General features: G+C 73.3%; 21 protein-coding genes. 14 read left to right on the forward strand and 7 right to left on the reverse strand.

The window, feature by feature from the left end; genetic code table 11:
* Nucleotides 1-268 (reverse strand): MerR family transcriptional regulator (locus tag ASE87_RS08935; protein WP_137848388.1); only part of this gene is annotated, 268 nt, incomplete at its 3' end.
* A gap of 99 nt (nucleotides 269-367) precedes the next feature.
* Here ASE87_RS08935 and ASE87_RS08940 point away from each other — a divergent pair.
* Nucleotides 368-1996 carry a SulP family inorganic anion transporter gene (locus ASE87_RS08940; protein WP_056227863.1) on the forward strand — a complete coding sequence of 543 codons (1629 nt, stop codon included), beginning with the start codon at nucleotides 368-370 and terminating at the stop codon, nucleotides 1994-1996.
* 500 nt (nucleotides 1997-2496) lie between these two features.
* On the opposite strand, the gene ASE87_RS08945 is transcribed toward ASE87_RS08940, so the two are convergent.
* Nucleotides 2497-3501: a C40 family peptidase gene (locus ASE87_RS08945; protein ID WP_056227866.1), complete on the reverse strand. Its 1005-nt coding sequence runs from the start codon at nucleotides 3499-3501 to the stop codon at nucleotides 2497-2499.
* A gap of 300 nt (nucleotides 3502-3801) precedes the next feature.
* The gene (locus tag ASE87_RS08950; RefSeq protein ID WP_082060133.1) at nucleotides 3802-4455 is read right to left on the reverse strand and encodes a DUF1992 domain-containing protein; all 654 of its coding nucleotides are present in this window, start codon (nucleotides 4453-4455) and stop codon (nucleotides 3802-3804) included.
* A gap of 219 nt (nucleotides 4456-4674) precedes the next feature.
* On the opposite strand from ASE87_RS08950, the gene ASE87_RS08955 reads away from it, so the two are divergent.
* Complete coding sequence (locus tag ASE87_RS08955; RefSeq protein WP_056227869.1) at nucleotides 4675-5091, forward strand: hypothetical protein; 417 nt, start codon at nucleotides 4675-4677, stop codon at nucleotides 5089-5091.
* 84 nt (nucleotides 5092-5175) lie between these two features.
* On the opposite strand, the gene ASE87_RS08960 is transcribed toward ASE87_RS08955, so the two are convergent.
* On the reverse strand, nucleotides 5176-5667 hold the full coding sequence (locus tag ASE87_RS08960; RefSeq protein WP_056227872.1) for a hypothetical protein: 492 nt from the start codon (nucleotides 5665-5667) through the stop codon (nucleotides 5176-5178).
* Nucleotides 5668-6300: 633 nt separating this feature from the next.
* Here ASE87_RS08960 and ASE87_RS08965 point away from each other — a divergent pair.
* Nucleotides 6301-7905: an ATP-binding cassette domain-containing protein gene (locus ASE87_RS08965; protein ID WP_056229425.1), complete on the forward strand. Its 1605-nt coding sequence runs from the start codon at nucleotides 6301-6303 to the stop codon at nucleotides 7903-7905.
* A gap of 300 nt (nucleotides 7906-8205) precedes the next feature.
* A complete protein-coding gene (locus tag ASE87_RS08970; RefSeq protein WP_082452515.1) occupies nucleotides 8206-9351 on the forward strand; it encodes a BMP family protein in 1146 nt (381 codons plus the stop codon).
* Nucleotides 9352-9486: 135 nt separating this feature from the next.
* On the opposite strand, the gene ASE87_RS08975 is transcribed toward ASE87_RS08970, so the two are convergent.
* The gene (locus tag ASE87_RS08975) at nucleotides 9487-11592 is read right to left on the reverse strand and encodes a transketolase (RefSeq protein WP_056229428.1); all 2106 of its coding nucleotides are present in this window, start codon (nucleotides 11590-11592) and stop codon (nucleotides 9487-9489) included.
* A gap of 229 nt (nucleotides 11593-11821) precedes the next feature.
* On the opposite strand from ASE87_RS08975, the gene ASE87_RS08980 reads away from it, so the two are divergent.
* The 4 genes from ASE87_RS08980 (at nucleotide 11822) to ASE87_RS08995 (ending at nucleotide 14874) form a co-directional block, all read left to right on the forward strand.
* Nucleotides 11822-12553, forward strand: a complete 732-nt coding sequence (locus tag ASE87_RS08980; RefSeq protein ID WP_056227873.1) for a GntR family transcriptional regulator — start codon at nucleotides 11822-11824, stop codon at nucleotides 12551-12553.
* 112 nt (nucleotides 12554-12665) lie between these two features.
* Complete coding sequence (locus tag ASE87_RS08985) at nucleotides 12666-13121, forward strand: PTS sugar transporter subunit IIA (RefSeq protein WP_137848180.1); 456 nt, start codon at nucleotides 12666-12668, stop codon at nucleotides 13119-13121.
* Complete coding sequence (locus ASE87_RS08990) at nucleotides 13118-13420, forward strand: PTS sugar transporter subunit IIB (protein WP_043596598.1); 303 nt, start codon at nucleotides 13118-13120, stop codon at nucleotides 13418-13420. Before ASE87_RS08985 ends, ASE87_RS08990 begins: the two co-directional genes overlap by 4 nt.
* An 8-nt stretch (nucleotides 13421-13428) precedes the next feature.
* On the forward strand, nucleotides 13429-14874 hold the full coding sequence (locus ASE87_RS08995; protein ID WP_369814001.1) for a PTS ascorbate transporter subunit IIC: 1446 nt from the start codon (nucleotides 13429-13431) through the stop codon (nucleotides 14872-14874).
* Between the two features lie 232 nt (nucleotides 14875-15106).
* Here the strand turns inward: ASE87_RS08995 and ASE87_RS09000 are convergent, their stop codons facing one another.
* Complete coding sequence (locus ASE87_RS09000) at nucleotides 15107-16456, reverse strand: FAD-dependent monooxygenase (RefSeq protein ID WP_056227875.1); 1350 nt, start codon at nucleotides 16454-16456, stop codon at nucleotides 15107-15109.
* Nucleotides 16457-16522: 66 nt separating this feature from the next.
* Between ASE87_RS09000 and ASE87_RS09005 the strand changes: the two genes are divergently transcribed.
* A complete protein-coding gene (locus tag ASE87_RS09005) occupies nucleotides 16523-17023 on the forward strand; it encodes a MarR family winged helix-turn-helix transcriptional regulator (RefSeq protein ID WP_082452518.1) in 501 nt (166 codons plus the stop codon).
* 53 nt (nucleotides 17024-17076) lie between these two features.
* On the opposite strand, the gene ASE87_RS09010 is transcribed toward ASE87_RS09005, so the two are convergent.
* Entirely contained in the window at nucleotides 17077-18387 is a 1311-nt protein-coding gene (locus ASE87_RS09010; protein ID WP_082452519.1) for an amidohydrolase, read from the reverse strand.
* 135 nt (nucleotides 18388-18522) lie between these two features.
* On the opposite strand from ASE87_RS09010, the gene ASE87_RS09015 reads away from it, so the two are divergent.
* From ASE87_RS09015 to ASE87_RS09035, 5 genes are all read left to right on the forward strand, one after another.
* Nucleotides 18523-19167, forward strand: a complete 645-nt coding sequence (locus tag ASE87_RS09015) for a GNAT family N-acetyltransferase (protein WP_157489795.1) — start codon at nucleotides 18523-18525, stop codon at nucleotides 19165-19167.
* Between the two features lie 73 nt (nucleotides 19168-19240).
* Nucleotides 19241-20509 carry a chromate efflux transporter gene (gene chrA, locus ASE87_RS09020; RefSeq protein ID WP_369814002.1) on the forward strand — a complete coding sequence of 423 codons (1269 nt, stop codon included), beginning with the start codon at nucleotides 19241-19243 and terminating at the stop codon, nucleotides 20507-20509.
* Nucleotides 20510-20577: 68 nt separating this feature from the next.
* The gene (locus ASE87_RS09025) at nucleotides 20578-21693 is read left to right on the forward strand and encodes a nuclease-related domain-containing protein (protein ID WP_056227881.1); all 1116 of its coding nucleotides are present in this window, start codon (nucleotides 20578-20580) and stop codon (nucleotides 21691-21693) included.
* A gap of 174 nt (nucleotides 21694-21867) precedes the next feature.
* Entirely contained in the window at nucleotides 21868-23172 is a 1305-nt protein-coding gene (locus tag ASE87_RS09030) for a PP2C family protein-serine/threonine phosphatase (RefSeq protein ID WP_056227884.1), read from the forward strand.
* A 99-nt stretch (nucleotides 23173-23271) separates the two neighbouring features.
* The gene (locus tag ASE87_RS09035; protein ID WP_056227887.1) at nucleotides 23272-23817 is read left to right on the forward strand and encodes a cysteine hydrolase family protein; all 546 of its coding nucleotides are present in this window, start codon (nucleotides 23272-23274) and stop codon (nucleotides 23815-23817) included.
* Nucleotides 23818-23939: the final 122 nt, after the last annotated feature.

Here is a 23939-nt window from a genome sequence, read left to right on the forward strand (position 1 = left end):
CCCCGGCCGCGTCGCCCGCACCGCCGTCGAGCGCGTCGACGACCCGCAGCAGCTCGGCCATCTCGTCGAGGCTGAACCCCAGCGGCTTCATGCGTCGGATCACCATCAGCCGCAGGTAGTCGTCGTGCGTGTAGAGCCGGAACCCGCCCTCGCTGCGGCCCGACGGCGTCAGCAGACCGACCTCGTCGTAGTGGCGGATCGTGCGCAGCGACATCTCGGTGCGGTCGGCGAGCTCGCCGATCTGCATCGTGGCGGTCTCGTCGGGCATGAGGTCTCGTTTCATCTCTACCCTCACGTAAGGGTAGGGTTGCATCGTACGGCAGTGTCGCCGGCTCCCCCATTCTTCCGCACACCCCCAGGAGTCCCCGTGACCACTGCCCCCGACTCCGACCGCGCGCGCCCTGAACCCGCCGCGCGGTCGGTCCGCCCCGCCCGCCCCGCCGACACGGTGCTGTCCGTGTTGCGCGACCCGCGCCTCCTGACCCGCGAGGCCCTGGCCGGCGTCGTCACGACGCTCGCCCTCGTGCCCGAGGTCATCTCGTTCTCGGTGATCGCCGGGGTCGACCCGATGGTCAGCCTCGTCGCGTCGATCGTGCTGGCGCTCGTCATGTCGGTGCTCGGCGGCCGCCCCGCGATGGTCACCGCCGCCGCGGGGTCGGTCGCCCTCGTCATCGCGCCGCTGGTGCGCGAGCACGGCACCGACTACGTACTGCCGACGGTCGTCCTCGCCGGGCTCGTGCAGCTCGCGTTCGGGCTCGCCGGTCTCGCCCGGCTGATGCGGTTCATCCCCCGCTCGGTCATGATCGGCTTCGTCAACGCGCTCGGTGTGCTGATCTTCGTGGCGCAGGTGCCGCACATCATCGACCAGCCGTGGGTCGTGTACCCGCTGTTCGCCCTGACCATCGCGATCGTCGTGCTGCTGCCGAAGGTGACGAAGGCCGTGCCGGCGCCGCTGGTCGCCATCGTCGTCGTGACGGTCATCGCCGTGGCCGCCCGCCTCGACGTGCACACCGTCGGCGACGAGGGTCCGATGGGCGGCGGCCTGCCCGGCCTCACCCCGTGGCTCGCCCCGTTCACGCTCGAGACGCTGCAGATCATCTGGCCGACCGCCCTCAGCGTCGCCTTCGTGGGCCTGATGGAGACCCTGCTGACCGCCAAGCTCGTCGACGACCTCACCGAGACCCCGTCGCACAAGGGCAAGGAGTCCTGGGCGCTCGGCGTCGCGAACATCGCGGCCGGCTTCTACGGCGGCATCGCCGGCTGCGCCATGATCGGTCAGACGGTCGTCAACGTGAAGATCGGACGGGCCCGCACGCGGGTGTCGACGATCGCGGCCGGGCTCTTCCTGCTGCTGCTGGTCACCGGGCTGAGCGCCGTGATGTCGGCGATCCCGATGGTCGCGCTGGCGGCGGTCATGATGATCGTCGCGATCACCACGGTCGACTGGCACTCGCTGAAGCCGACGACCCTGCGGCGCATGCCGGTGCCCGAGACGCTCGTCATGGTGGTCACGGTGGCCGTGGTCGTCGCCACGAACAACCTCGCCCTCGGCGTCGCGGTCGGCGTGCTGCTCGCGATGGTGCTGTTCGCCCGTCGGGTGGCCCACGTGATCACGGTCGAGCGGCACGTGACACCGGGTGCCGTGGCCGACACCGAGGCCGGTTCTCGCGTCGCGGAGGTCCCGGACGCCTCGAACGCAGGAGGCGCGGGTGCCGGTCTCGACGGACCCCCGTCCCCCGAGACGGTGCGGTACGACGTCGTCGGCCCCCTCTTCTTCGGCAGCAGCAACGACCTCGTCGAGCACTTCTCCTACGGAGACGACCCCGAGTCGGTCACCGTCGACCTGTCCCGCGCCCAGGTGTGGGACGCGTCGAGCGTCGCGGCCCTCGACTCGGTCGACGAGAAGTTCCGCGCACACGGCGTGACGGCGACGTTCGTCGGACTGGACGACCGCAGCGAGGCCTTCCACGGCCGCCTCACCGGCCGCCTCGGGTAGCGCCCCCGCGTCGGCCGCCCGACCCGCGCCTCCTGCACCCGCGCCCCCGTCGCCTGCCGCCCCGCCCCCGCCGCCTGCCGCCCCGCTCTGGTGTCGCCCGCCGCCCCGCTCTGGCGTGCAAATCGCGACGACCGCGACCGGACGACCGGCCCTGGACGAACATGAGCGGCGCGGCGCCGGCCGGTTGTCGGGTTCGGCACGCGAGATGGCACGTCGTAGGTCGGGAATTGCACACGCGGCACGCCGCCGGTGACGTACCGCAGGCGGACCTCCCGGAAGGCGGACCCCGGGAGGCGCGGGTCACCACCCAAGGACACCACCCCCCGGAAGCGCGGCTCACCACATCAGGACGACCGGACCCCGGAGGCGCGGCTCACCACATCAGGACGACCGGACCCCGGAGGCGCGGGCCACCACCCGAGGACGACCACACCCAGAGGCGCGGGTCGTCACCTCAGGGCACGCGGCGACCTGAGGCGGCCGAGGCCCGAGGGCCCGGCTCAGCCGTCGATGCGGACGAAGTGGTGCGCCTGGTTCCAGATCGGGCGGACGTCGACGAAGCCGCCGGGCTTCGGGGCGTCGAGGATCATGCCGTTGCCGGCATAGATGCCGTCGTGGGCCAGGTTGTCGAACACGACGAGGTCGCCGGGCACGGCCTCGGACTCGGGGATCGTCCGCCCCTCGGTGTTCTGCGTCGGAACGTAGTGGGTCAGCTTGATGCCGAACTGCGCGTAGACGAAGGTGATCAGGCCCGAGCAGTCGAACTTCGAGGGGTCTTCACCGCCGTGCACGTACGGCGTGCCGATGTACTGCAACGCCACGGCGAGCACCTGGTCGCGGTCGAGCTCGGGGTAGAGCGGGTTCGCGAGGTAGTCGGCCGTGGTCGGGCCCTCGTAGGTCGTGTTCGCCGCGGCCTTGCGGTTCTGCAGGTTCTGCGTCACGACGTCGATCATCGACGTGGCCGAGTAGGCGTCGCGGGCGGTCTCGTCGGACTCGTCGGTCAGTGAGGCGGTGTCGACCGACAGCGTCTGCGAGCCGAGCGACGATCGCGCCGACGCACCCGCGGCGACGGCCTGGGCCTCGTCGCCGGTGGTCGCGAGCAGGGGCAGCACGCCACTGGCGGCGAAACCGACGATCGCGGTGACGATGGAGAGCTTCTTCACGGCGGTGCCGACGCTGCGCGCCGCACCGGCACGACCGGGGGCACCGGCACGACCGGCGGCACCACGGGTCGGCGACACCGGGCGGGCGGCCACGGCTGCGGCACGGCGAGCGCGACGCGAAGGACGGGCAGGCGCGGGGTGAGCGGTGACCGAGGAGGCGCGGGCGGCGACGGCAGGACGAGCGGCCTCGGTCGCCGCGGACTCCTCGAGACCGAGCAGCGGGCTGGTCCGGACCGGAGCGTCGGCGCGACGGGGCCGGACGCGCGGGGCGACCGCGGCCTCGGCGGCACCGACGAGGGCGGCGCACTCGACGAAGGACTCGCGGTGCGAGGTCGGCAGCACGTCGCGACGGGCACGGCGTTCGCGACGCTCGAGGGCCAGTCGGGCCGAACGCTCACCGAGCGGCCGAGCACCGTCATGACCAGTGGGGTTCTGACCAGCGAGCTTCTGACCAGCGAGGTTCTGACCAGCACTTTCGACGTGACCAGCCGTCGCGCCACCCTGATCCGGAGAGGTCGGGGAGGCGGGCTTCGTCACGCGTGCGGTCCTCTCGTCTGGGGGTGGTGCGAACACTCGACCCTAGCGCGCATCATCCTCGAGGTGTAGTTGTCGTCGGAAAAAGATCACGAATCGGTCACGGGATCATGCGGGTGAGCTCTCGTCGGGTGAGTGCGGGTCACCCTGCTCGGTGGACGGGCCCGGCACCCCGCGACGCCGCTTGAGCTCGCGCCGCAGCGCACGCCTCTCACGCCAGCTCGGGGGCGGGGGCGGCACGGCCGCGGCCTCGGCGGCCCGACGCGCCTGGCGCCGCTCGTGCCACAGCAGCACCTCGCCGTCGACGTCCCGCGTGGGCGTCACGACCGGCGGGCCCCCGGACAGCTGGCGCCTCGCCTCGACGATGCGCGCGTTGAAGTCGTCGAGGTGCGACCGCACGGCGGCCTCGGAGCGCAGCCGGTCGAGCTCGGCGTGCAACCCGGTGCTCTCGGCCCGCAACGACAGGGCCGGAGGCGCGAGCCCGGTGAGCCCCTCGCGTTCGATCAGGCCGCGCAGCCACCAATCGGGGTCGACCGTGCCCGCCGCCAGCCCGGGCAGCGGCTTGCCGGCGAGCGGCAGGTCGTCGAACTCGCCGCGGGCGATCGCCAGGTCGATGGCGGTTCGGGCCCAGGCTCGCATCTCGGCCGCCGTGCGGGTGTCGCGAGGCGCGTCGTCGCTCGGCACGTCGCCGTCGACCCGGTAGCGGGCCGCGTCGACGCGGTGGTCGCGACCCTGCGGTCGTCGTTCGGGTTCTCGGTCCATGCGCCGTGCCTCCTGCGCTCGTCGTGGGCGGCAGGCGGTGCCCCACCGTCGCCTCGGCTCGTTCGTGCTCTGCCCGTTCGCGCACTGCCCGTTCGTGCACTGCTCGTTCGTGCACTGTTCGTTCGTGCTCTTCGGGGTTCGTGGCGTCGAGGGTACGCCGCACCACCGACGGTGGCCGGGCCTACCCTGGAGGCCTCGCCCGCCGTCCGAGGAGGCCCGATGCGCGACGCCGCCCCACCCGCTCCCCGCACGATCTCTGCGGCGTACGTCCTGTGGATCGTCGTGGTCGCCCTGGCCGTCGTCGGTGCCGTCCTGCTGATGCTGTTCGGCGGGCCGGCACGGGTGTCGACGTCCGGCGGGGCCCTGGCGAACCCGCGAGGGGCCGACATCGCCGGTGGGGTGTTCGCGATCGTCGTCGCCCTCGTGCAGCTCGCCGTCGTGCGGTCGATGCGCGACGGCCGTCGCTGGGCGCGCACCGTGTTGCTCGTGCTGACCATCCTGCAGGTGTTGGGCGGCGTGAGCGGGGCGAGCGGCGGCGGGGTGCTCGAGTGGGCGTCCGTCGTCAGTGCCCTGATCGCCTGCCTGCTGATGCTCGTGCCGCCGTCGACGGCGTTCTTCGAGCGGCACGCCCGCTAGGCGTACCGGCCCCCGCGACCTCCCGAGGAGGCGCGGGTCGTCAGGTCAGGAGACGCAGGTCGTCAGGGCAGGAGGCGCGGGTCGTCAGGCCGAGCGGCCCCGTCCCCGGGCGCGCAGCACGTCGACGACGACCGCGCCGACGACGGCCCCGGCACCGAGCAGGGCGAGCACGGTGCTCGACCGGACGAAGTCCGAGCGGCGACCGCGGGGCAGGCGCCCGGCGGCGAGGTCGTGGAGCAACTGGCCGGAGGCCGCGAGGCAGGCCGACTCGGCCGCCGCGTCGTGCAGGGACCAGTCGGGCACGGAGACGTCGCCGATCACGCTGACGTCGCCGTCGTCGGCGTCGAACCAGACGTCGATCGGCGCCCGCCGTGGGCCCGTGATCGTCAGCACGCGCGACTGCCAGCCGGCACGACGGATCGCACCACCCGGCACCTCGTCGCCGACCCACGAGTGGACGACCCGCAGGCGTCCGCTCTCCTCCGCGGCGGCCAGGTCGAGGGCACGCCGCAGCCGGTCGACGAACGGCGGACGCTCGGGTTCGGGCAACGAGATGGTCGGCAGGCCTCGGTACATGCCGACAGTGTGCCCCGCTCGCCTGGACGCCGCCGCACCCGCCGGCCCCCCGCCGCCGCCGCCGCCGCTGCCAGCCAGCCCGCCAGCCCGCCAGCCCGCCAGCCCGCCACGAACTAAACAGCCCGCCACGCAAAAAGGTGGCGGCATGTTCACCTCGTGGCGGCGAGGGCAGGAGGCGCGCTGCAGTTCGCCATCTCGCACGACGCCAGGAAGTGGTCACAGCGCCACGACCAGTCCTGGCGCGGTGTCCATCTCGTGGCGGCGAGCGCAGGAGGCGCGGGTCGGCCGGCACCCGCCCCTTGCGGACCGGCGTGGGCACGACCTACCGTGGCGGGGTACCCCGTCGCGAGAGCAGGCACCGGTGCGGCCGACACACCGGCCGGTCGACCGCCCTCGCGGGCACGGGGGCCCACCGCACAGAAGGCAGAGCGTTGCGTCTCATCACCGGTACTGCGCCCCTCGCGCAGCAGTCGCCCTCGCACTGACGCCACTCCCACCCGCCCCGTGAACCGGGCGCCGCCTCGCCCGAGGCGCCGCGCCTCCTGCCGGGTCGCTCCCCCGCCGCAGCCGACCTCCGTCGCCGGCGAGGGAGGGGTGGTCGTCGTGCTCCGACACCATCCACCGGGAGCCCTCGTGCCCACCACCACACCCTCCATCGTCCTGTCCGACCTCTCGTTCTCCTGGCCCGACGGCTCGGGGGTGATCGACCACCTGTCGACCGCGTTCGGTCGTGGCCGCACCGGCCTCGTCGGCGCGAACGGCGCCGGCAAGTCCACGCTCGTCCGGCTCGTCACCGGCGACCTCGTTCCCACCGGCGGACGCCTCACGACCACCGGCGAGGTCGACCTGCTGCCGCAACGGCTGCGGTCCCGCGCCGGCGACACCGTGGCGGACCTGCTGGGGGTCGGCCCGCGCCTCCTCGCCTTGCGGGCGATCCTCGCCGGCGACGCGACCGAACGGCAGTTCGAGCTGCTCGCCGACGACTGGGACGTCGAGTCGCGCGCCGCCGCGGCCCTCGCCGACGTCGGGCTGGGCCACCTCGACGGCGGCACCGGCATCGGCACTTCCACCGTCCTCGACCGCCCGGTGTCGACGCTGTCCGGTGGGCAGGCCGTGCTCGTCGCCATCGCCGGCGTGCGGTTGCGGGGTCGGCCGATCGCCGTGTTCGACGAACCCTCGAACGACCTCGACCGACGATCTCGCGGCCTGCTGCTCGACGTGGTCGACCGCTGGCGGGGGACGCTCGTCGTCGTCAGCCACGACCGCGAGCTGCTCGAGCACGTCGACGAGATCGCCGAGCTGCGCGACGGCTCGATGACCGTGTTCGGCGGCACCTGGTCGGCCTACGAGCAGCAGCTCGCGGTGCTGCAGGCGGCGGCCGAGCGCGACGTCCGGGCCGCCGAGCAGGTGTTTAAGGCCGAGCGGAGGCAGCGCATCGAGGCCGAGACGACCATCGCGCGACGGGCCAAGGCCGGAGCCAAGGCCGGCGAATCGATGCCGAAGATCATGGCGAACCAGCTGCGCGGCCAAGCCGAGGCGACGGCGGGTTCGCTGCGCAGGGCGCACGCGTCGTCCGAGCAGGAGGCGCGGGTCGCGGTCGACACCGCCGAACGACGTCTGCGTCGTGACGACACGATCGTGGTCGACGTGCCGGACCCGGCGGTCCCGGCGTCCCGGCGCCTGGCCGAGCTGACCGTGCGCGGCCGCACCGTGGTCGTCCAGGGGGTGGAGCGCATCGCCGTCGTCGGCGACAACGGGTCGGGCAAGACGACGCTGCTCGAGCAGCTCGTCGGCGCGCCGGACGCGCGGCCGCACCCACTGCCCGACACGCACGCCGTCGCCCTGACCGCCCGGGTCGCCCACCTCGGGCAGAAGAAGGACTCACTCGACAACGCGCTCACGGTGCTCGAGAACGTGCGGCGGGCTGCACCGGAGGTTCCCCCGCGCGAGGTGCGCAACCGCCTCGCGCGGTTCCTCGTCCGGGGAGACATCGTGGACCGGCTCGCCTCGACCCTCTCGGGCGGCGAGCGGTTCCGGGTCGCGCTGGCCGGACTGCTGCTCGCCGACCCTCCGCCCGAGCTGCTGGTGCTCGACGAGCCGACGAACGACCTCGACATGGCGAGCACCGACCACCTGCTCCAGGCGCTGCGCGGCTACCGCGGGGCGCTCGTGATCGTCAGCCACGACGAGGAGTTCCTCGAGCGGCTCGGGCTCGACGCCCGGGTCGAGGTCGGCTGAGGCCCGGGCAGCCGCCCGCCAGCCCGCCGTCCCGCCCTCGCCGCCAGCCCGCCGCACGACGCCAGGAAATGGTCACGGCACCACGACTAGTCCTGGCGCTGTGACCATTTCCTGGCGGGGAGCGCGGGAGGCGCGGCGCGGGCCGGACGGGCGAACACAGGAGGCGCGGGTCGGCCCGCCGACGCAGCCCGCCCCCGTCACACGCTTGGCACGGCGGCCCGCAGGCAGTTGACTGTGTCCACCCGTCCGGCCCGCACCGCCGGCACCCCACAGCACACCCGTTCCCGGAGGTCCCGCCTCATGTCCGTCCACCCCGCCACGTCCGCACGCCCGGCAGAACGCCTCGGGGCCGCCCGCCTCGGGGACCGCTCGTCGTCCCGCCTCCGCCACCCGCGCCTCCTCGGGGTCGCCGGCGGCCTCGCCGGTCTCGCACTGCTGGCGGGCTGTGCCAGCGCCCCCGCCGAGGGAGGCGCCAGCACCTCCGCCGCGGGCGAGGACTGCGCCCGCATGGTGACGAACTCGGGTGGGCTCGACGACCGCTCGTTCAACCAGTCGAGCTGGGCCGGCCTGCAGAAGGCCGAGAAGGACGACGGCATCCAGGCCCGCGTGCTCGTCTCGACGACCGAGAACGACCTGGCCCCGAACGTCGCGCAGGCCGTCGACTCGGGCTGCGGCTTCGTGCTGACGGTCGGCTACGAGCTCGCTCCCGCCACCGAGGAGCAGGCGAAGGCCAACCCCGACATCGACTTCGCCATCGTCGACGAGACCGTCGAGGCCCCCAACGTCAAACCGATCCTGTTCGACACCGCGCAGGCCTCGTACCTCGCCGGCTACCTCGCGGCGGGCGTCAGCAAGACGGGCAAGGTCGCGACCTTCGGCGGCGGCAACCAGCCCCCGGTCACCCTGTTCATGGACGGCTTCGCGGACGGCGTCGACGCCTACAACGCCGCGCACGGCACGAGCGTGCAGCTGCTCGGCTGGTCGAAGGAGGCGCAGGACGGCTCGTTCACCGGCGACTTCGAGGACGTCAACAAGGGCAAGCAGCTCGCCCAGGCGCTGATCGACCAGGGTGCCGACGTGATCATGCCGGTCGCCGGGCAGGTCGGCGAGGGGGCGGCGTCGGCCGCACTCGCCACGGGCGGCGTCGACGTGATCTGGGTCGACAACGACGGCCACGACACGTTGCCCGCCGAGTACCGGCCGATCCTGCTGACCAGCGTCATCAAGGACACCGAGAAGGCCGTCCAGCAGATCGCCGTCTCGTCGACCGACGACTCGTTCACCAACGAGCCCTACGTCGGCACGCTCGACAACGGCGGCGTCGACCTCGCACCGTTCCACGACCTCGCGTCGTCGGTCAGCCCCGAGCTGTCGTCCGAGCTCGACGCCCTGCGCGACCAGATCGCCAGCGGAGCCGTCACCGTCACCTCACCCAGCCAGCCGTAGGCCGGTCCCGGGCCCCGGGAGGCGCGGTGCGCGAGATGTCGCACCGCGCCTCCTCTAGGCGGGCGGGTTCGCGGGACCCGGGCGTTCCTGAGCGCCCGTCGACGCCGAACTCGCCCGTTCCGCCATCGGACCAGGTCAGGCGATCGCCGCGCGGACGACCCCGGCCCGGGCGGCAGCGGCACGCACCGCGGCGACGACGCGGTCGGTCGTCATGCCGCGCTCGCGCAGCGCGTCGGCCGCGGGGGCCGACAGGCCGAACTCGTCGATGCCGACGACGACGCCGTCGGGACCGGCGACGCCCTCCCAGCCGAAGCTCGCGGCGGCCTCGACGACGACCCGGGCCGACACCGCGCGGGGCAGCACCTGCTCGCGGTACTCGGCGGGCTCGGCGTCGAACCACTCGCGGCAGGGCATCGACACGACGCGCACGGCGAGGTCGTCGATCCGCGCGACGGCCTCGAGCACGAGGGCGACCTCGCTGCCCGTGGCGACGACGACCACGTCGGGCGTGCCCCCTTCGGTCGAGCCACCGGCCGAGCCACCGGTCGAAGCCGGCGCGTCCTGCACCACGTAGGCCCCGCGGCGCACGCCGGCGAGCACCACGTCGGCCGCAGTCGCCGCGACCGGCAGCGGCTGGCGGGCCAGCACGAGACCGGCCGGACCGTCCTTCTCGAGGATCGCCAGCCACGCCGCGGCCGTCTCGGCACCGTCGGCCGGGCGCACCACCGAGAACCCGGGCATCGCGCGCAGGCTCGCCAGGTGCTCGATCGGCTGGTGGGTCGGGCCGTCGGCGCCGAGGGCGACCGAGTCGTGCGACCAGAGGTAGGTGACCGGCAGCTGCATGAGCGCCGCCAGCCGGATCGCCGGGCGCTGGTAGTCGCTGAACACGAGGAACGTCCCGGCGAAGAACCGCGACCCCTCGATCAGCGCGATGCCGTTCATGGCCGACGCCATCGCCCCCTCGCGCACGCCCCAGTGGACGTTGCGACCGGCGCGTCCGGTGCCGGGGGCTTCCTCGGGGAGGTACGACGCGCCTCCTGCGATCGCCGTGCGGTTGGGCTCGGCGAGGTCGGCCGACCCGCCCCACAACTCGGGCAGCGCCTCGGCGAGCGCCTGGATGACCTTGCCCGACGCGTCCCGGGTGGCGAGGGTGTCGCCGGGCGAGAACACGGGGAGGCGCGACCCGAGGTCCGCGGGCAGGGTGCGCGACCGCGAGCGGTGCAGTTCGGCGGCCGCCGCGGGGTGGGCGGCCTCCCAGGCGTCGGCGGCGACCTGCCAGGCCTCGCGGGCGGCCCGGCCCCGCTCGAGCACGGAGCGCGTGTGGGCGAGCACGGCGTCGTCGACGGTGAAGGGCTCGGAGTCGACGCCGAGCTCGACCCGGGTCGCGGCGACCTCGGCGGCACCGAGCGGGGCGCCGTGCGAGGCCGAGGTGTTGCGGGCGTTCGGGGCGGGCCAGGCGATCTGCGACTTGAGCACGACGAGGTGCGGGCGGTCGCCGCGGCGATCGGTGGTCGAGAGCACCTCGTCGAGGGCCTCGACGTCGACGTCGCCGTCCGAGGCGAGCCCGACGTGGTCGACGCGCCAGCCCTGCGCGGCGAACCGGGCGCCGACGTTCTCGCTCGAGGTGAGGCTCGTGTCGCCCTCGATCTGGATGTCGTTGTCGTCGTAGATCACCGTCAGGTTGCCGAGGCGGTGACGCCCGGCGAGCGCACCGGCCTCGTACGAGAGGCCCTCCTGCAGGTCGCCGTCGGACGCGAGCACGAAGACGCGGCGGTCGAAGACGGACTCGCCGGGAGCGGCGTCGGGGTCGTTGACGGCACGCTCGTGCAGCATCGCCATCGCCATGCCGACGGCCGTGGCGAGGCCCTGCCCGAGCGGCCCGGTCGTCGTCTCGACACCGGGGGTGTGGCCGAGCTCGGGGTGGCCGGGGGTGCGCGAACCGAACGACCGGAACGCCTTGAGGTCGTCGAGCGACACGTCGTAGCCGGTGAGGAAGAGCTGCGTGTAGAGCAGGACGCTCGCGTGCCCGCAGCTCAGGACGAACCGGTCGCGGCCGGCCCAGTCGGGTGCCTGCGGGTCGTGCCGCAGGTGCTTCTGGAAGAGGAGGTGCGCGACGGGGGCCAGCGCGGCCGCCGTCCCCGGGTGGCCGGACCCGGCACGCTCGACGGCGTCGAGGGCGAGCAGGCGGGCGGTGGTGACGGCGGCGGCGTCGAGAGTGGCCTGATTGACAGCATGGGTCACGTGGGGGGCTCCGGTTCGGGGTGGGACGGGCTGGTCTCCGACGACCGTACCGTCGGTCATCAGGACGTCATGATGAATCAAGACGACTGCCGACTTGCACCCGTGGTCGGCGAGACGTACCCTCGTCGAAGTCATCATGACGACTTGACGACTTGACGACCTGACGACTCGACGCCCTGTCGACGTCGGTCGGGCACCACCCACTTCAGCAACGGCGCGGAGGCACCAGATGAGCACCACGAGCGGCACGAGCAAGTACGTGGCCGTGCGCGAGCACCTGCTCTCCCGCATCCAGAAGCTCGAGCCCGGGTCGCAACTGCCCGCCGAGCCCGTGCTGTGCGACGAGTACGGCGTCAGCCGCATCACGCTGCGGCACGCGGTCGACGGCCTGATCGCCGACGGCCACCTGGTGCGCGAGCACGGCCGGGGCACCTTCGTCACCGAGCCGCAGTACCGCCTGCACTACCGCGAGCGCTTCGCCGACGAGGTCAAGGGCTTCCACGCGCAGCAGACGGGCGAGGGCTTCGCGGTCAGCACCCGCGTGCTCGACCAGAAGGTCGTCCGGGCCGGCGAGACCGTGGCGAGCCACCTCGACATCAACTCGGCCGACGAGGTCGTCGAACTGACCCGCCTGCGCTTCGTCAACGGCTCGCTGCACCACCTCGTCGTGACCTGGTTGCCGCACGCGCTGTTCCCCGAGACGGCGACCGTCGACTTCACCGACGGCTCGCTCTACGGGCACCTCGACCGTGAGCACGGCGTCACGCTCGCCCGGCAGGACCTGTTGGTCTCGCTCGACGGCGCGAGCACCCTGCACGCCGACGAGCTCGACGTCCCCCTGGGGACGACCCTGCTGAAGATCGCGTCGACCGTGTTCGACGGCGACGAGCGGGCCGTCGCGTACGGGACCAGCCACTTCACCCCGCAGAACAGCGAGATCTTCTTCGGCCTGCACGGCTGACCGACCGGGCGCGCCGCGTCCGCCGAGCCGCGCCTCCTGAACCCCTCCCGACCACCACGACCACCGACGCCCGTCCCGACGCCGACGTCACCGACCCCCACCAGGAACGACAGTGCTGACCGACCTCCTCACCCCCGAGACCATCCTCTTCGCCGACCGCGTCGACGGCTGGCGCGACGCCGTCGAACGCGTCGCGCAGCCCCTGCTCGACAGCGGCGCCGTCAGCAGCCACTACGTCGCGGCGATGACCGACTCGATCGCCGCGGGCGGCACCTACATCGACCTCGGCTTCGGCATCGCCCTCGCGCACAGCCGGCCCGAGAACGGCGTCGAGCGCACCGGGCTCTCGAGCCTGCGCGTCGGCGAGACCGTGCTGCTGAACGACGAACCCGCGCACCCGATCGACCTCTTCTTCTGCCTCGCCGCGACCGACCCCCAGAGCCACCTCGACACGATGATGGCCCTCGCCACCCTGCTCTCCGACGAGACGCTCCGCGCCGAGCTGCTCGCCTCCTCCACCCCCGCCGACACCCTGGCGGTCCTCACCAAGATCGGACAGAACGCATGAAATTCCTCGCCGTCTGCAGCTCGGGCCTCGGTTCGAGCTTCATGGTCCACATGAACATCGAGAAGGTCCTCAAAGAGCAGGGCATCACCGGGGTCGACGTCGACCACGCCGACCTCGGCTCGGTCGGCCCGGGTGCCGCCGACGTGATCTTCGTCGGCGCCGACCTGGCCGACTCGGTCGGCGGCCTCGGCGACGTCGTGGTGCTCGACAGCATCATCGACCTGGCAGAGCTCCGCACCAAGGTGCGCGAGACCGCGATCCGCAAGGGCGTCACCGTGCCCGACGCCGGGGCCAACTGATGGAGGGCGTGCTCTCCGTCCTGCTGGACGTCTTCCGCCAGCCCGCGATCATCGTCGCGCTGATCTCGCTCGTCGGCCTGCTGCTGCAGCGCAAGGCGTTCAGCGACGTGCTCAAGGGCACCGTGCGCACCCTCGTCGGGTTCCTCGTGCTGGCCGCCGGTGCCGGCGTGGTCGTCGCGTCGCTCGACCCGTTCGGCGCCATGTTCCAGGAGGCGTTCAACGTCCAGGGCGTCGTGCCGAACAACGAGGCCATCGTCGGTCAGGTGCTGCTCGACTACGGTTCGGCCGCCGCGCTGATCTTCTTCTTCGGGTTCATCGTCAACGTGCTGCTGGCCGCGACGACGCACTTCAAGTACATCTACCTCTCGGGTCACGTCGCCTTCTACATGGCGGCGATGATCGCCGTGATCCTCGGCGTCGCCGGGTTCCCGGTCTGGGGCGTCGTCCTCTGGGGTGCGCTGCTGCAGGGTCTCGTCACGACGCTGTCGCCGGCGATCGTGCAGCCCTTCATGCGCAAGGTCACCGGTTCGAACGACGTCGCCCTCGGCCACACCGGCGGTGCCGGCGTCGCCCTGAGCGGCCTGGTCGCCACGCTGACCCGGGGCAAGGGCACGCCGTCGAAGTCGACCGAAGACATCACGTTCCCGAAGGGCCTCGGATTCCTCCGCGACACCACGGTGATCGTGGCGCTGTCGATGGCCGTGATCTACGTGATCGTCGCCCTGTTCGCCGGGTCGGCGTTCGTCGAGACCGAGCTGAGCGACGGCCAGAACTACATCGTCTACGTCGTCATGCAGGCCGCCACCTTCTCGGCGGGCGTCTTCGTGATCCTCGCCGGCGTGCGCGTCGTGCTGGCCGAGATCGTGCCCGCGTTCAAGGGCATCAGCGAGCGCCTCGTCAAGAACGCGATCCCCGCACTCGACGTCCCGATCACCTTCACCTTCGCCCCGAACGCCGTGCTGATCGGGTTCCTCGCGAGCTTCGTCGGCGGCATCGTCGGCATGTCGGTGATGATCTTCGCCGGCACCGCCATCGTGATCCCCGGCGTCGTCGCGCACTTCATGACCGGAGCCGCCTCGGGCGTCATCGGCAACGCCGCGGGCGGTCGACGCGGTGCCGTGCTCGGTGCCTTCGCCAACGGTCTCGCGATCACGTTCCTGCCGCTGTTCCTGCTGCCGGTGCTCGGCGACATCGGACTGTCGAACTCGACGTTCTCCGACTCGGACTACGGCGTCGTCGGCATCCTGTTCGGCCAGATCAGCCTGGCCGGCGGTCAGATCGCCGTCATCGTCGCGATCCTCGCCTCGCTCGTGCTGGTCTACGCGTCGAGCCTGTTCGTGCGGGCCCGTGCCCGCCGGGCCGGCGGCCGCGACGGCGGTGCCGGCGACGGCTCCGCCGATGCTCCGACGGACGCCGACGGCACGCGCGTCGGCGAGACCGCCTCGGCCCGCTAGGCCGACCGGCCGCCAGGACGGGCGGGTCCGGTGTGAGCGGGCGTCTCCGGACGCCCGCCTCCCCCGGGCCCGCCCGTCCTGCACGTCCGGGCCGCGCCGCTCGTGTCCGGGCCCTCCGTCGGACGCCTGCACCGCGCCTCCTCGTCCCGACTGCTCGGTCGAGTGGTCTTAGATCGTCCTTCCCGACGGGGCGGAGGACGATCCGGGACCACTCGACGGGAGCGTCAGGGCGTCAGGCCTCGAGGTGTGCGTAGTCGGGCAGATCGAGCGCGTCGGCCGGCGGGGTGGAGAAGCGCGCCCCGAGCCGACCCGCGACCCGGGTCGACGCGAGCCGCACCCCGGCGTGGAACAGCGCGACGCCGGCGCGGGACGTCGGGTTGGCGACCCGCGGCACCCCCGGCGGCAGCTGCTGCGCCTGCTCGACGTAGGGCCGCATCAGCCGCTCGTACCCGCCGAAGGCGTCACGGTGGTGACGGTGGGAGGCGAGCTCGCCGGCCAACACGTAGGCCCCGGCCAGCGACAGGCTCGTGCCCATGCCACTCACCGGCGAGGCGCAGTACGCGGCGTCGCCGAGCAGAACGACCCGGCCCGACGACCAGCGCGGCGAATGCACCTGCCCGATCGACTCGAAGTAGAGGTCGTCGGCGTGGTCGAAGCCGTCGAGCACGCGTCGGGCCTCCCACCCCGCATCGTCGAAGATCTCGTGCAGTCGGGCCCGCTGCTCTGCGACGGTGCGGCGCTCGGCCCCGCCCCGCTCACGGGTGCGGTCGGTGACGAACGACATCGCGGCGCGGATCGTCCCGTGGGCGTCGGGCCGCAGGGTGATCGAGCGACCCCTGGCGGCGTTGTACCAACGCCACCAGTCGTCGTCGGCGGCCGTCCGCGGGATCGTCGCGTACGAGGTCTCGAGCCCCAGCGACCGGATCGTCGGCTCGTCGCCGAACACCAGGCGCCGTGTCGACGAGCCGATGCCGTCGGCGGCGACCACGAGGTCGAAGCGTTCGTCGGGAGCGTGCTCGAAGGACACGACGACGCCCCGCGAGCCGGACCCGGGAGGCGCGGTGCCGACGGGCGTGGAGGCCTCGGTGGTCGTCGGGTCGCCTCCGGTGGCGGCATCGGCTGAAGGGCCGGCGGCCCCCACCCCGCCCCCGACCTCGTCGTCCTCGCGAATGCCGGTGATGCGGTCGCCGAAGCGGTACGTGGTGCCACGACCCTGGCCGTCGCCCGTGGTGCGCCCGACGAGGAGCCGCGCGAGGTCCCCCCGCAGGATCTCGAGTTCGGCGGTCGCGCCTCCTGAATCGGAGGTTCCGGCGGGGAACTCGGCGACCGTGCCACCCGTCGGCCCGACGAACCGGGTGCCGACCTCGCCCGTGGTGGCGGCGCGGACCTCGCCCTCGAGGCCCATGCGGCGCACGACCTCGCGGCCCGCACCGCGGACGTCGACGTTCTGTCCGCCGGTCCGCAGCTCGGGGGCCCGTTCGACGATCGTCGTCTCGAACCCGTAGCGATCGAGCCAGTAGGCGAGGGCGGGACCGGCGATGCTGGCGCCCGAGACGAGGACGCGGGTGCGTGGGGTGGGCATGGTCACGGATTGCTCCTATGGTTGATTATCAATGTCATTGGCAATCTACACGGCTATCGTGGGGTCGTGACCGAAAGCGATGCCCTCGACCGCCCCGACCGCGACGACCGCACCCGGGCGCGGCGTGACGGTCGCCAGCTGCCCGCGGACGACATCCGCGCTCGCGTGCAGCAGGTGGCCGTCCGACAGCAACGCTTCGAGCGACACCTGGCCGAGAGCCTCGGCGTCGACCGGGCCGGGCTCGACGCCATGGACCACCTGATCACGACCGGCCCGGCGACCCCGAGCGAGCTGGCCCGCCGCGTCGAGGTGTCGACGGCGGCGATGACCCTCGTGTTGAACCGGCTCGAATCGGCCGGTCACGTGCGGCGTGAGCGGCACCCCTCCGACGGCCGCAAGCTGATCGTCACGGCCGAGCAGGCGTCGGCCGACCGGGCCTACGAGCAGGTGCTGCCGATGATCGACGGCATCGAGCACCTCGTCGACGGCATGGACGAGACCGAGCGGGCGGTCGTGCAGGGCTTCCTCGACCGGCTGATCGCCGTGTACGACGACGCCACCCCCTGAGGCCGTCCCGAGTTCGTGGACGAGACGACGTGCCGAGACGCGCGGCCGTGCGTTCAGTGCCCTGCGCCTCCGGACGCACCGTGATCCGTCAGCCACTCGTGGGCCGCCGCGACGAGTGCGTCCACGCCGTTCGTCAGGGTCGGCTCGACGACCGGCGCGTAGAGCGGCGAGTGGTTCGAGGGCAGTCGTCCGACGATGCGGGCGAGGTCCGCGGGCGAGGCGGCCTCGGCGAACGACGTGGGGTCGGCTCCCCCGAGCAGCCAGAAGCTGCACGGGGCACCGGCCGCGGTGGCGAGGATGCCGACGTCCTCGCTGCCCGTCACCGGCCCGGGAGCGATGACCTGCCGCTCGCCGAAACGACGCACCAAGGAGGCGCGGGTGCGGTCCGCCGCGGACGGATCGTTCACGACGGCCGGGAAGCTCTCGTAGTGCTCGACCGTGGGCGGCTGCGGTGCGCCGGCCGCCGCGGCCTCGCCCTCGGCGATGCGCGTGACGGCGGCGAGCGCGCGTTCGCGGACGTGCTCGTCGAACGATCGCATGCTGATCAGGATCTCGGCGGTGTCGGGGATCACGTTGTTCTTGGTGCCCGCGTGGATCGACCCGACGGTGATGACGAGCCGATCAGCGGCAGCGGTCTCGCGCGAGACGATCGTCTGCAATCGCAGCACCGCGGCCGCGGCCATGACGATCGGGTCCACCGTCGTGTCGGGGCGCGACCCGTGCCCACCACGACCGTGGAAGGTGATGCGGATGCCGTCCTGCGCGGCGAAGGCGGGGCCGGACTGCAGGGCGACGAGACCGGCCGGGAACGGCGCGACGTGCTGGCCGAGGACGACGTCGGGGGTGGGGACGCGGTCGAACAGCCCGTCGGCCACGAGCGCGCGGGCGCCGGCACCGAGCTCTTCGGCGGGCTGGAAGAGCACCTCGAGGGTGCCCGACCAGGTGTCGCCGGTCGCCAGTCGGCGTGCGGCACCGACGAGGCAGCTCACGTGCACGTCGTGACCGCAGGCGTGCATCACCGGCACGTCGCGCCCGTCGGGGTCGGTGCCTCGGGCCGTGCTGGCGTAGTCCAGGCCGGTGGCCTCGGCGACGGGCAGCCCGTCCATGTCGGCGCGCAGCAGCACGGTCGGGCCGTCCCCGCGGCGCAACACGCCGACCACACCCGTGCCCCCGACGCCGGTGTGCACCTCGAAGCCGAGGGCGGTGAGCTCGGCCGCGACGATCGCGGCCGTCGCGTCCTCGTGGAACGACAACTCGGGGTGTCGGTGGAGGTGCCGGTACAACTCGTCGAGCGGGGCGCCCACGGCGGGCGGCCGGGCGTCGTCGGGGAGGGGGCGCGGCTGGTCGGTGCCGGTCGAGGTCATGAGGTGCTCCTCTGGTGGTGCGTGGGTGGTTCGTCGCGACGACGCTACCCACCACCCCCGTCACTCGCCACGTGCCACGTGCCCGCCGCCCTCTCGCCGCCCCTCGTGACCGCCGACCCGGCCTACGCTCGAGGGGTGATCGAGACGACCGACGGCCTCATCCCGCTCGTCGACCGGTGGGTCGAGGGCTGGGCGCTCTCGCGTGGCGCCGCACGTCACCGCGACGGCGACGCCTGGCAGGTCGACGTCGCCGCCGCGACCCGCGCGGTCGAACGCATCGTGGCGCAGCCGACGCCGGCCGAACTCACCCGCCTCGTCGACGAGACGAGCACGTCCGACGTCTGGCTGTCGGTCGTCGGCCCCCTCGACGGCGTCGCCCGCGAGACCCTGGCCCGACTCGAAGCGGTCACCCACGCCGAGCGCATGATGACGGCCCCCGTGTCGGCGACGCTGCTGCCCGCCGACGTGATCCTCGACGGTGACGGTGACGACCAGGTCGTGCACGTGAGGGTCGAGGTCGACGGCGTCGTCGCCGCCCGCGGCCAGGCGGCGGTCGTCGGCGAGCACGTCGTCTTCGACCGCATCGCGACCGAACCCGACTTCCGGAGGCGCGGGCTGGGTCGCCGCGTCATGGCCGGCCTCGAGCACGGGGCCGCCGCCCGAGGCGCGACGACGGGCCTGCTCTTCGCGAGCGTCGACGGTCGCCGCCTCTACGAGAGCCTCGGCTGGCGCGAGGTCGCCGAGCTGGGGACCTGGCGGGGTCGCGGCCTCCCGGGGTGACGACCCGCGCCTCCTCGTCGGTGGCCCCGTGGCCGCGGTACCGCGCGGGGCGGTCACCTGCCACGATGACCTCGTGACCGAGCGCGCACCCGATCCGACGGCCCGACCCGAGAAGCTGTCGAGCCGCGGCCCGGCCCGGGTGCGTGAGGTGCTGGCGGCGTTCTCGGTGCTCGGGGTCACGTCGTTCGGCGGTCCGGTCGCGCACCTCGGGTACTTCCGGGCCGAGGCCGTGAGCAGACGACGTTGGCTCGGGGACACCGGGTACGGCGACCTCGTCGCGATCGCTCAGTTCCTGCCCGGCCCGGCGTCGAGCCAGGTCGGGTTCGGGCTCGGCCTGCTCCGGGCGGGGCCCGTCGGAGCGCTCGTCGCCTTCGTGGCCTTCACCCTGCCGTCGGCACTCGTCATGTTCGTCATCGCCACCGGCGTCGGCCTGTTCGAGGGGCCGGTGGGCTCGGCGATCGTCGCAGGGCTGGGGATCGGCGCGGTCGCGATCGTCGCCCATGCCGTGATCGGCATGTCCCGCGCCCTGGCACCGGACCCGACGCGGGCGAGCATCGCCGTGGCCGCAGCCGTCCTCGCGCTGGCGCTGACCGGTCCGGCCGGGCAGCTCTCGGCGATCGCGCTGGGGGTGCTGGCCGGGCTCGCCTTCTGTCGGGGGTCCGACCCGACGGCCGGAGCGGCGGTGCCACCCGTCCACCCCGAGTCCCTCCGGTTCCCCGTCACGCGGGCCGCGGGCGTCGTCTGCCTCGTGGCCTTCGCCTCCCTGCTGGTCGGCCTTCCCGCCGTCGCCGCCGCGACCGGCTCGGGGACGATCGCGCTCGTCGACGTCTTCTACCGCGCCGGCGCCCTGGTCTTCGGCGGCGGGCACGTCGTCCTGCCCCTCTTGCACGCCGGCCTGGTCGAGCCGGGCTTCGTCGACGACGACACCTTCTTGACGGGTTATGCCGCCGCCCAGGCCGTCCCCGGCCCGCTGTTCACCCTCGCGACCTACCTCGGCACCGTGGCCGACATCGGGCCGGGAGGCGCGCTCGGGGCCGCGCTCGCGACCGTCGCGATCTTCGCGCCCGGGTTCCTCCTGCTCGTCGGGGTGCTGCCGTTCTGGAACGCCCTCGGCAGCCGGGCACCGGTCCGGGCCCTGATGCGCGGGGCCAACGCGGCGGTCGTGGGCCTCCTGGTCGCCGCCCTCTACGACCCCGTCGTCACGACCGCGATCACCGGGGTGGCGCCGTTCTGCCTGGCACTCGTCTGCTTCGTGCTGCTGGTCGTGTGGCGGACCCCGCCGTGGGCCGTCGTCGCGGTGGCGGCGGCCGGCGGACTGGTGCTCGGGGCCCTGCCCGCCTGACCCCCCGGACCGGGCGGGGCCCGGCGAGGCACCCGCGCCCCGCCCGCACCCCGTGTTCTGCTGGAGGCATGCCGTTCGACCAGAGCCTCGTCCCGTGGATCATCGCCGCCGTCCTGCTCGTCGCCCTGATCGTCGTCGCCGTCGTGCTGCGGGCGCGGGCGAAGCGGGCCCTGGCCGCCGCGAAGGCCGCCGCCGACGAACAGGCCCGGGCCGCTCGCGAGCAGCACGAGGCCCTCGCCGCGGCCCACGACGACGCCCTCGCGCAGGCCGCCGCCGAGCACGCCCGCGAGCGCGACGCCCTCGGTGCCGAGCGCCAGGCCGCCCTCTCCGAAGCGAAGCAGGCCCGCGACCTCGTCGCCGCCGGCCTCAAGTGGGAGGCCACCTCGCGCGACGACATCGCCGACGCCTGCCGTCAGCTGGGCGTGGACGCCGTGTTGCTGACCAACGTGGTCTTCGTGCCCACGGCGACCAGCGCCTCCTCGCGGTTCGTCGCGCAGGTCGACCACGTCCTGCTCGCCGAGACCGGCGTGATGGTGATCGAGAACAAGGGCTGGAACGGCATCGTCTTCGACGGCCTGACCCCGAGCAGCGTGTTCCCGGCGTTCGCGGGCCTGTTCGACGAGAGCACGATGACGCCGCCGTTCGCGCTGCAGGTCGTCAAGGACTCCCCCACCGTGCTCACCGTGCGCACCCACCTCGGCCGCGAGGCCCCCGCGTCGCAGGTGCGGCGCCAGGCGCAACGGCTGTCCGACCGGGTGCAGGCCGAGACCGGCGTCCGGCTCTGGTTCGACACCTGCGTCTTCTACTCGCACCGCGACGCGACGGTCTTCGCGACCGAACGCGACGCCACCGACGGAGGCGCGGCCACGGCGATCGTGTCGCACCGGTCCCAGCTCGCGGGCGTCATCCGTGAACTGACCTCGCGCCCGACGAAGAAGCTGTCCCGGGCCCGGGTCGACGACCTGGCCCGGCTGTTCGCGTCGTACGGCGCCGACGTGCTGCGGTTCGGTGCCTACGCCCAGGAGGCGCGGGTCACGCCGACGCCGGGGGCCGCGGAGGCGCAGGAGGCGCGGATCACGCCGACGCCAGAGGCCGCGGAGGTGCAGGAGGCGCGGATCACGTCCACGCCGGAGGCCGCGGCCCCCGCCACCCGGGATGCCCGGGGTTCCGACCCGACCGAGTGAGTCCGGGCGTCGCCCGGGGACGACGCCTCGCCCCCGGGAGGCGCGGTGCACGTCGTGCCCACACCGCGCCTCCTCGGGTCGTCCTTCCGTCGGTCGCACCCTGTAGCGTCGTCCCGAAGGCGAGACAAGACGACACCTGTGGTCGATGGACGACCCAGGGGCGAGGGGACCGGCATGGGACGCGTGACCGAGGGTGCCGACGCGGTCGGGCGAGCACTCAACACGGCCCTGCGGCGCGTACCTCTCGAGAAGGTGCCTCTGTTCCGGCAGTCGTTCATCGCCCTGCTGGTCGTGCTGGCCGCGGTGCTCAGTGCGACCCTGCCCTGGCTGATCGTCACCGACGCGGTCACGATGTGGCTCGGCGTCGGGGTGGCCGTCGCCGCTCTGGCGTTCGCCGCCCTGATGGCCCGGCACGCCGAGCTCCGCCGGTGGGAGATGCTCGTCCCCGCCGCCGACTTCGTCGCCGTGGGTCTGCTGCGCTACGGCACGGGCGACCAGCGGTCGGTCTTCCTGCCGATCGTGCTGCTGGCGGTGATCTGGGTCGCGTCCTGGCCCGGCCGGCGCAACGTCGTGCTGCCGCTGGTCGGAACGTGCGTCACCTTGCTGCTGCCGTACCTGTTCAGCTCGGAAGGCCGTGGCCCCAGTGAACTGATCCGCCTGGCGTTCGCCCTGATCGTCTACGCGACGGTGGCCGCGGCGGTCAACGAGCTGGCCCGACAAGCCAAGGCGCGCCTCGAACGGGCGCGGGCCCAACAGCACGCCGTCGAGCGAGAACTCAACCGGGCGGCCGTGGTGCAGCAGTCGCTGCTGCCTCCGGACGCCTCGACCCTGCCCGACTCGTTCGCGGTGTTCGGGGCGTGCGTGCCGGCCCGCGAGGTCGGCGGCGACTTCTTCGACTGGTACCCGACCTCGTCCGGCATCGCCGTGACCGTCGGCGACGTGATGGGCAAGGGCGTCGGCGCGGGCATGATCGCGGCCGCGGTGCGCTCGGTGATCCGCAGCAGCGTCGACGACGGCGACCCGGCCGAGGCCTTCCACCGCGCCTCCGTGGGGTTGACGACCAGCGCGTACGACACCGAGACGCAGTTCACGACGTCGTTCCACGCCCGCATCGACGCCGACGGCGGCGTGCTCTGGGCCGACGCGGGGCACGGGCTGGCGTTCATCCGGCGCGCGGCGGGCGGCGTGGACCGTCTCAACTCGGCCGACCTGCCGATCGGCGTGGGCACCGGCTGGCAGCGGCACCGCTCGCAGCTCGACGAGGGCGACGTGTTCGTCTGCGTCAGCGACGGCGTGCTCGACCTGTTCCCGATCGAGCTCGAGGCGCTGCACGACCTCGAGCAGCTGCTCGCCGCGACCCCCGAGCCGGCCCGCATCGTCGAGGTCGTCGAGGGGCTGGCCCGCGAGCGCGAGCGCAGCGACGACGTGACGGTCGTCGCGACGACGCTCGTGCCGACGTCGGTCCCGGCGCGCACCTGAGCCGGGCGGCGACCGGATCGCGGGAGGCGCGGTGCCCGTCGGACGCACACCGCGCCTCCTCGTCCCCGCCCTGGGCGTGCTGCCTGGCATGCTGGCCCGATGACCCGCGCCCTGCTCATCGTCGACATCCAGCTGGACTACTTCCCCGGGGGCGCGTTCCCCCTCGTCGGGCCAGAGGCGGCGGCAGCGGCCGCCGGCGACGTGCTCGAGGCGTTCCGGGCGTCGGGCGAGCCCGTGGTGCACGTCTTCCACGTCTCGACCGGCGACGGCGCGACGTTCTTCCGACCGGGGACGGCCGGCCTCGCCTTCCACCCGGCCGTCGAACCCCGGGACGGTGAACTGGTCGTCGAGAAACACGTGCCGAACAGCTTCGTGGGCACGGGACTCGAGGCGAGCCTCCGCGAACGCGGCGTGACCGACCTCGTGATCGTCGGGATGATGAGCAGCATGTGCATCGACTCGACCACACGGGCCGCGCACGAGCTCGGCTTCACCTGCACGGTCGTCGCCGACGCGTGTGCCGCCCCCGACCTCGTGCACGGCGGGACGACCGTCGCCGGCCGCGACGTCCACGCGGCGTTCATGGCCGCCCTCGACGGCAGCTTCGCGACCGTCGTCGCGAGCGAGGCGCTGCTCGCCGCCTGACCGGTCGGCGCGCAGGGCCGCGCAGGGCCGCGCAGGGTCGGGCCGGGCCGCGTTGTCGGCCGGGCCTTCCCGCCACGAAGTAAACACGCCGCCATCTTTTTGCGTGGCGGGATGTTTACTTC

Source organism: Frigoribacterium sp. Leaf44 (assembly GCF_001421865.1).
GTDB lineage: Bacteria > Actinomycetota > Actinomycetes > Actinomycetales > Microbacteriaceae > Frigoribacterium.

Bases quoted from the DNA above. Each gene is read 5' to 3' on its own strand.
- ASE87_RS08950 (WP_082060133.1), bottom strand. From the start codon at position 4,455: ATGGACCGAGAACCCGAACGACGACCGCAGGGTCGCGACCACCGCGTC.
- ASE87_RS08955 (WP_056227869.1), top strand. From the start codon at position 4,675: ATGCGCGACGCCGCCCCACCCGCTCCCCGCACGATCTCTGCGGCGTAC.
- ASE87_RS08960 (WP_056227872.1), bottom strand. From the start codon at position 5,667: ATGTACCGAGGCCTGCCGACCATCTCGTTGCCCGAACCCGAGCGTCCG.
- ASE87_RS08970 (WP_082452515.1), top strand. From the start codon at position 8,206: ATGTCCGTCCACCCCGCCACGTCCGCACGCCCGGCAGAACGCCTCGGG.
- ASE87_RS08980 (WP_056227873.1), top strand. From the start codon at position 11,822: ATGAGCACCACGAGCGGCACGAGCAAGTACGTGGCCGTGCGCGAGCAC.
- ASE87_RS08990 (WP_043596598.1), top strand. From the start codon at position 13,118: ATGAAATTCCTCGCCGTCTGCAGCTCGGGCCTCGGTTCGAGCTTCATG.
- ASE87_RS09000 (WP_056227875.1), bottom strand. From the start codon at position 16,456: ATGCCCACCCCACGCACCCGCGTCCTCGTCTCGGGCGCCAGCATCGCC.
- ASE87_RS09010 (WP_082452519.1), bottom strand. From the start codon at position 18,387: ATGACCTCGACCGGCACCGACCAGCCGCGCCCCCTCCCCGACGACGCC.
- ASE87_RS09025 (WP_056227881.1), top strand. From the start codon at position 20,578: ATGCCGTTCGACCAGAGCCTCGTCCCGTGGATCATCGCCGCCGTCCTG.
- ASE87_RS09030 (WP_056227884.1), top strand. From the start codon at position 21,868: ATGGGACGCGTGACCGAGGGTGCCGACGCGGTCGGGCGAGCACTCAAC.
- ASE87_RS09035 (WP_056227887.1), top strand. From the start codon at position 23,272: ATGACCCGCGCCCTGCTCATCGTCGACATCCAGCTGGACTACTTCCCC.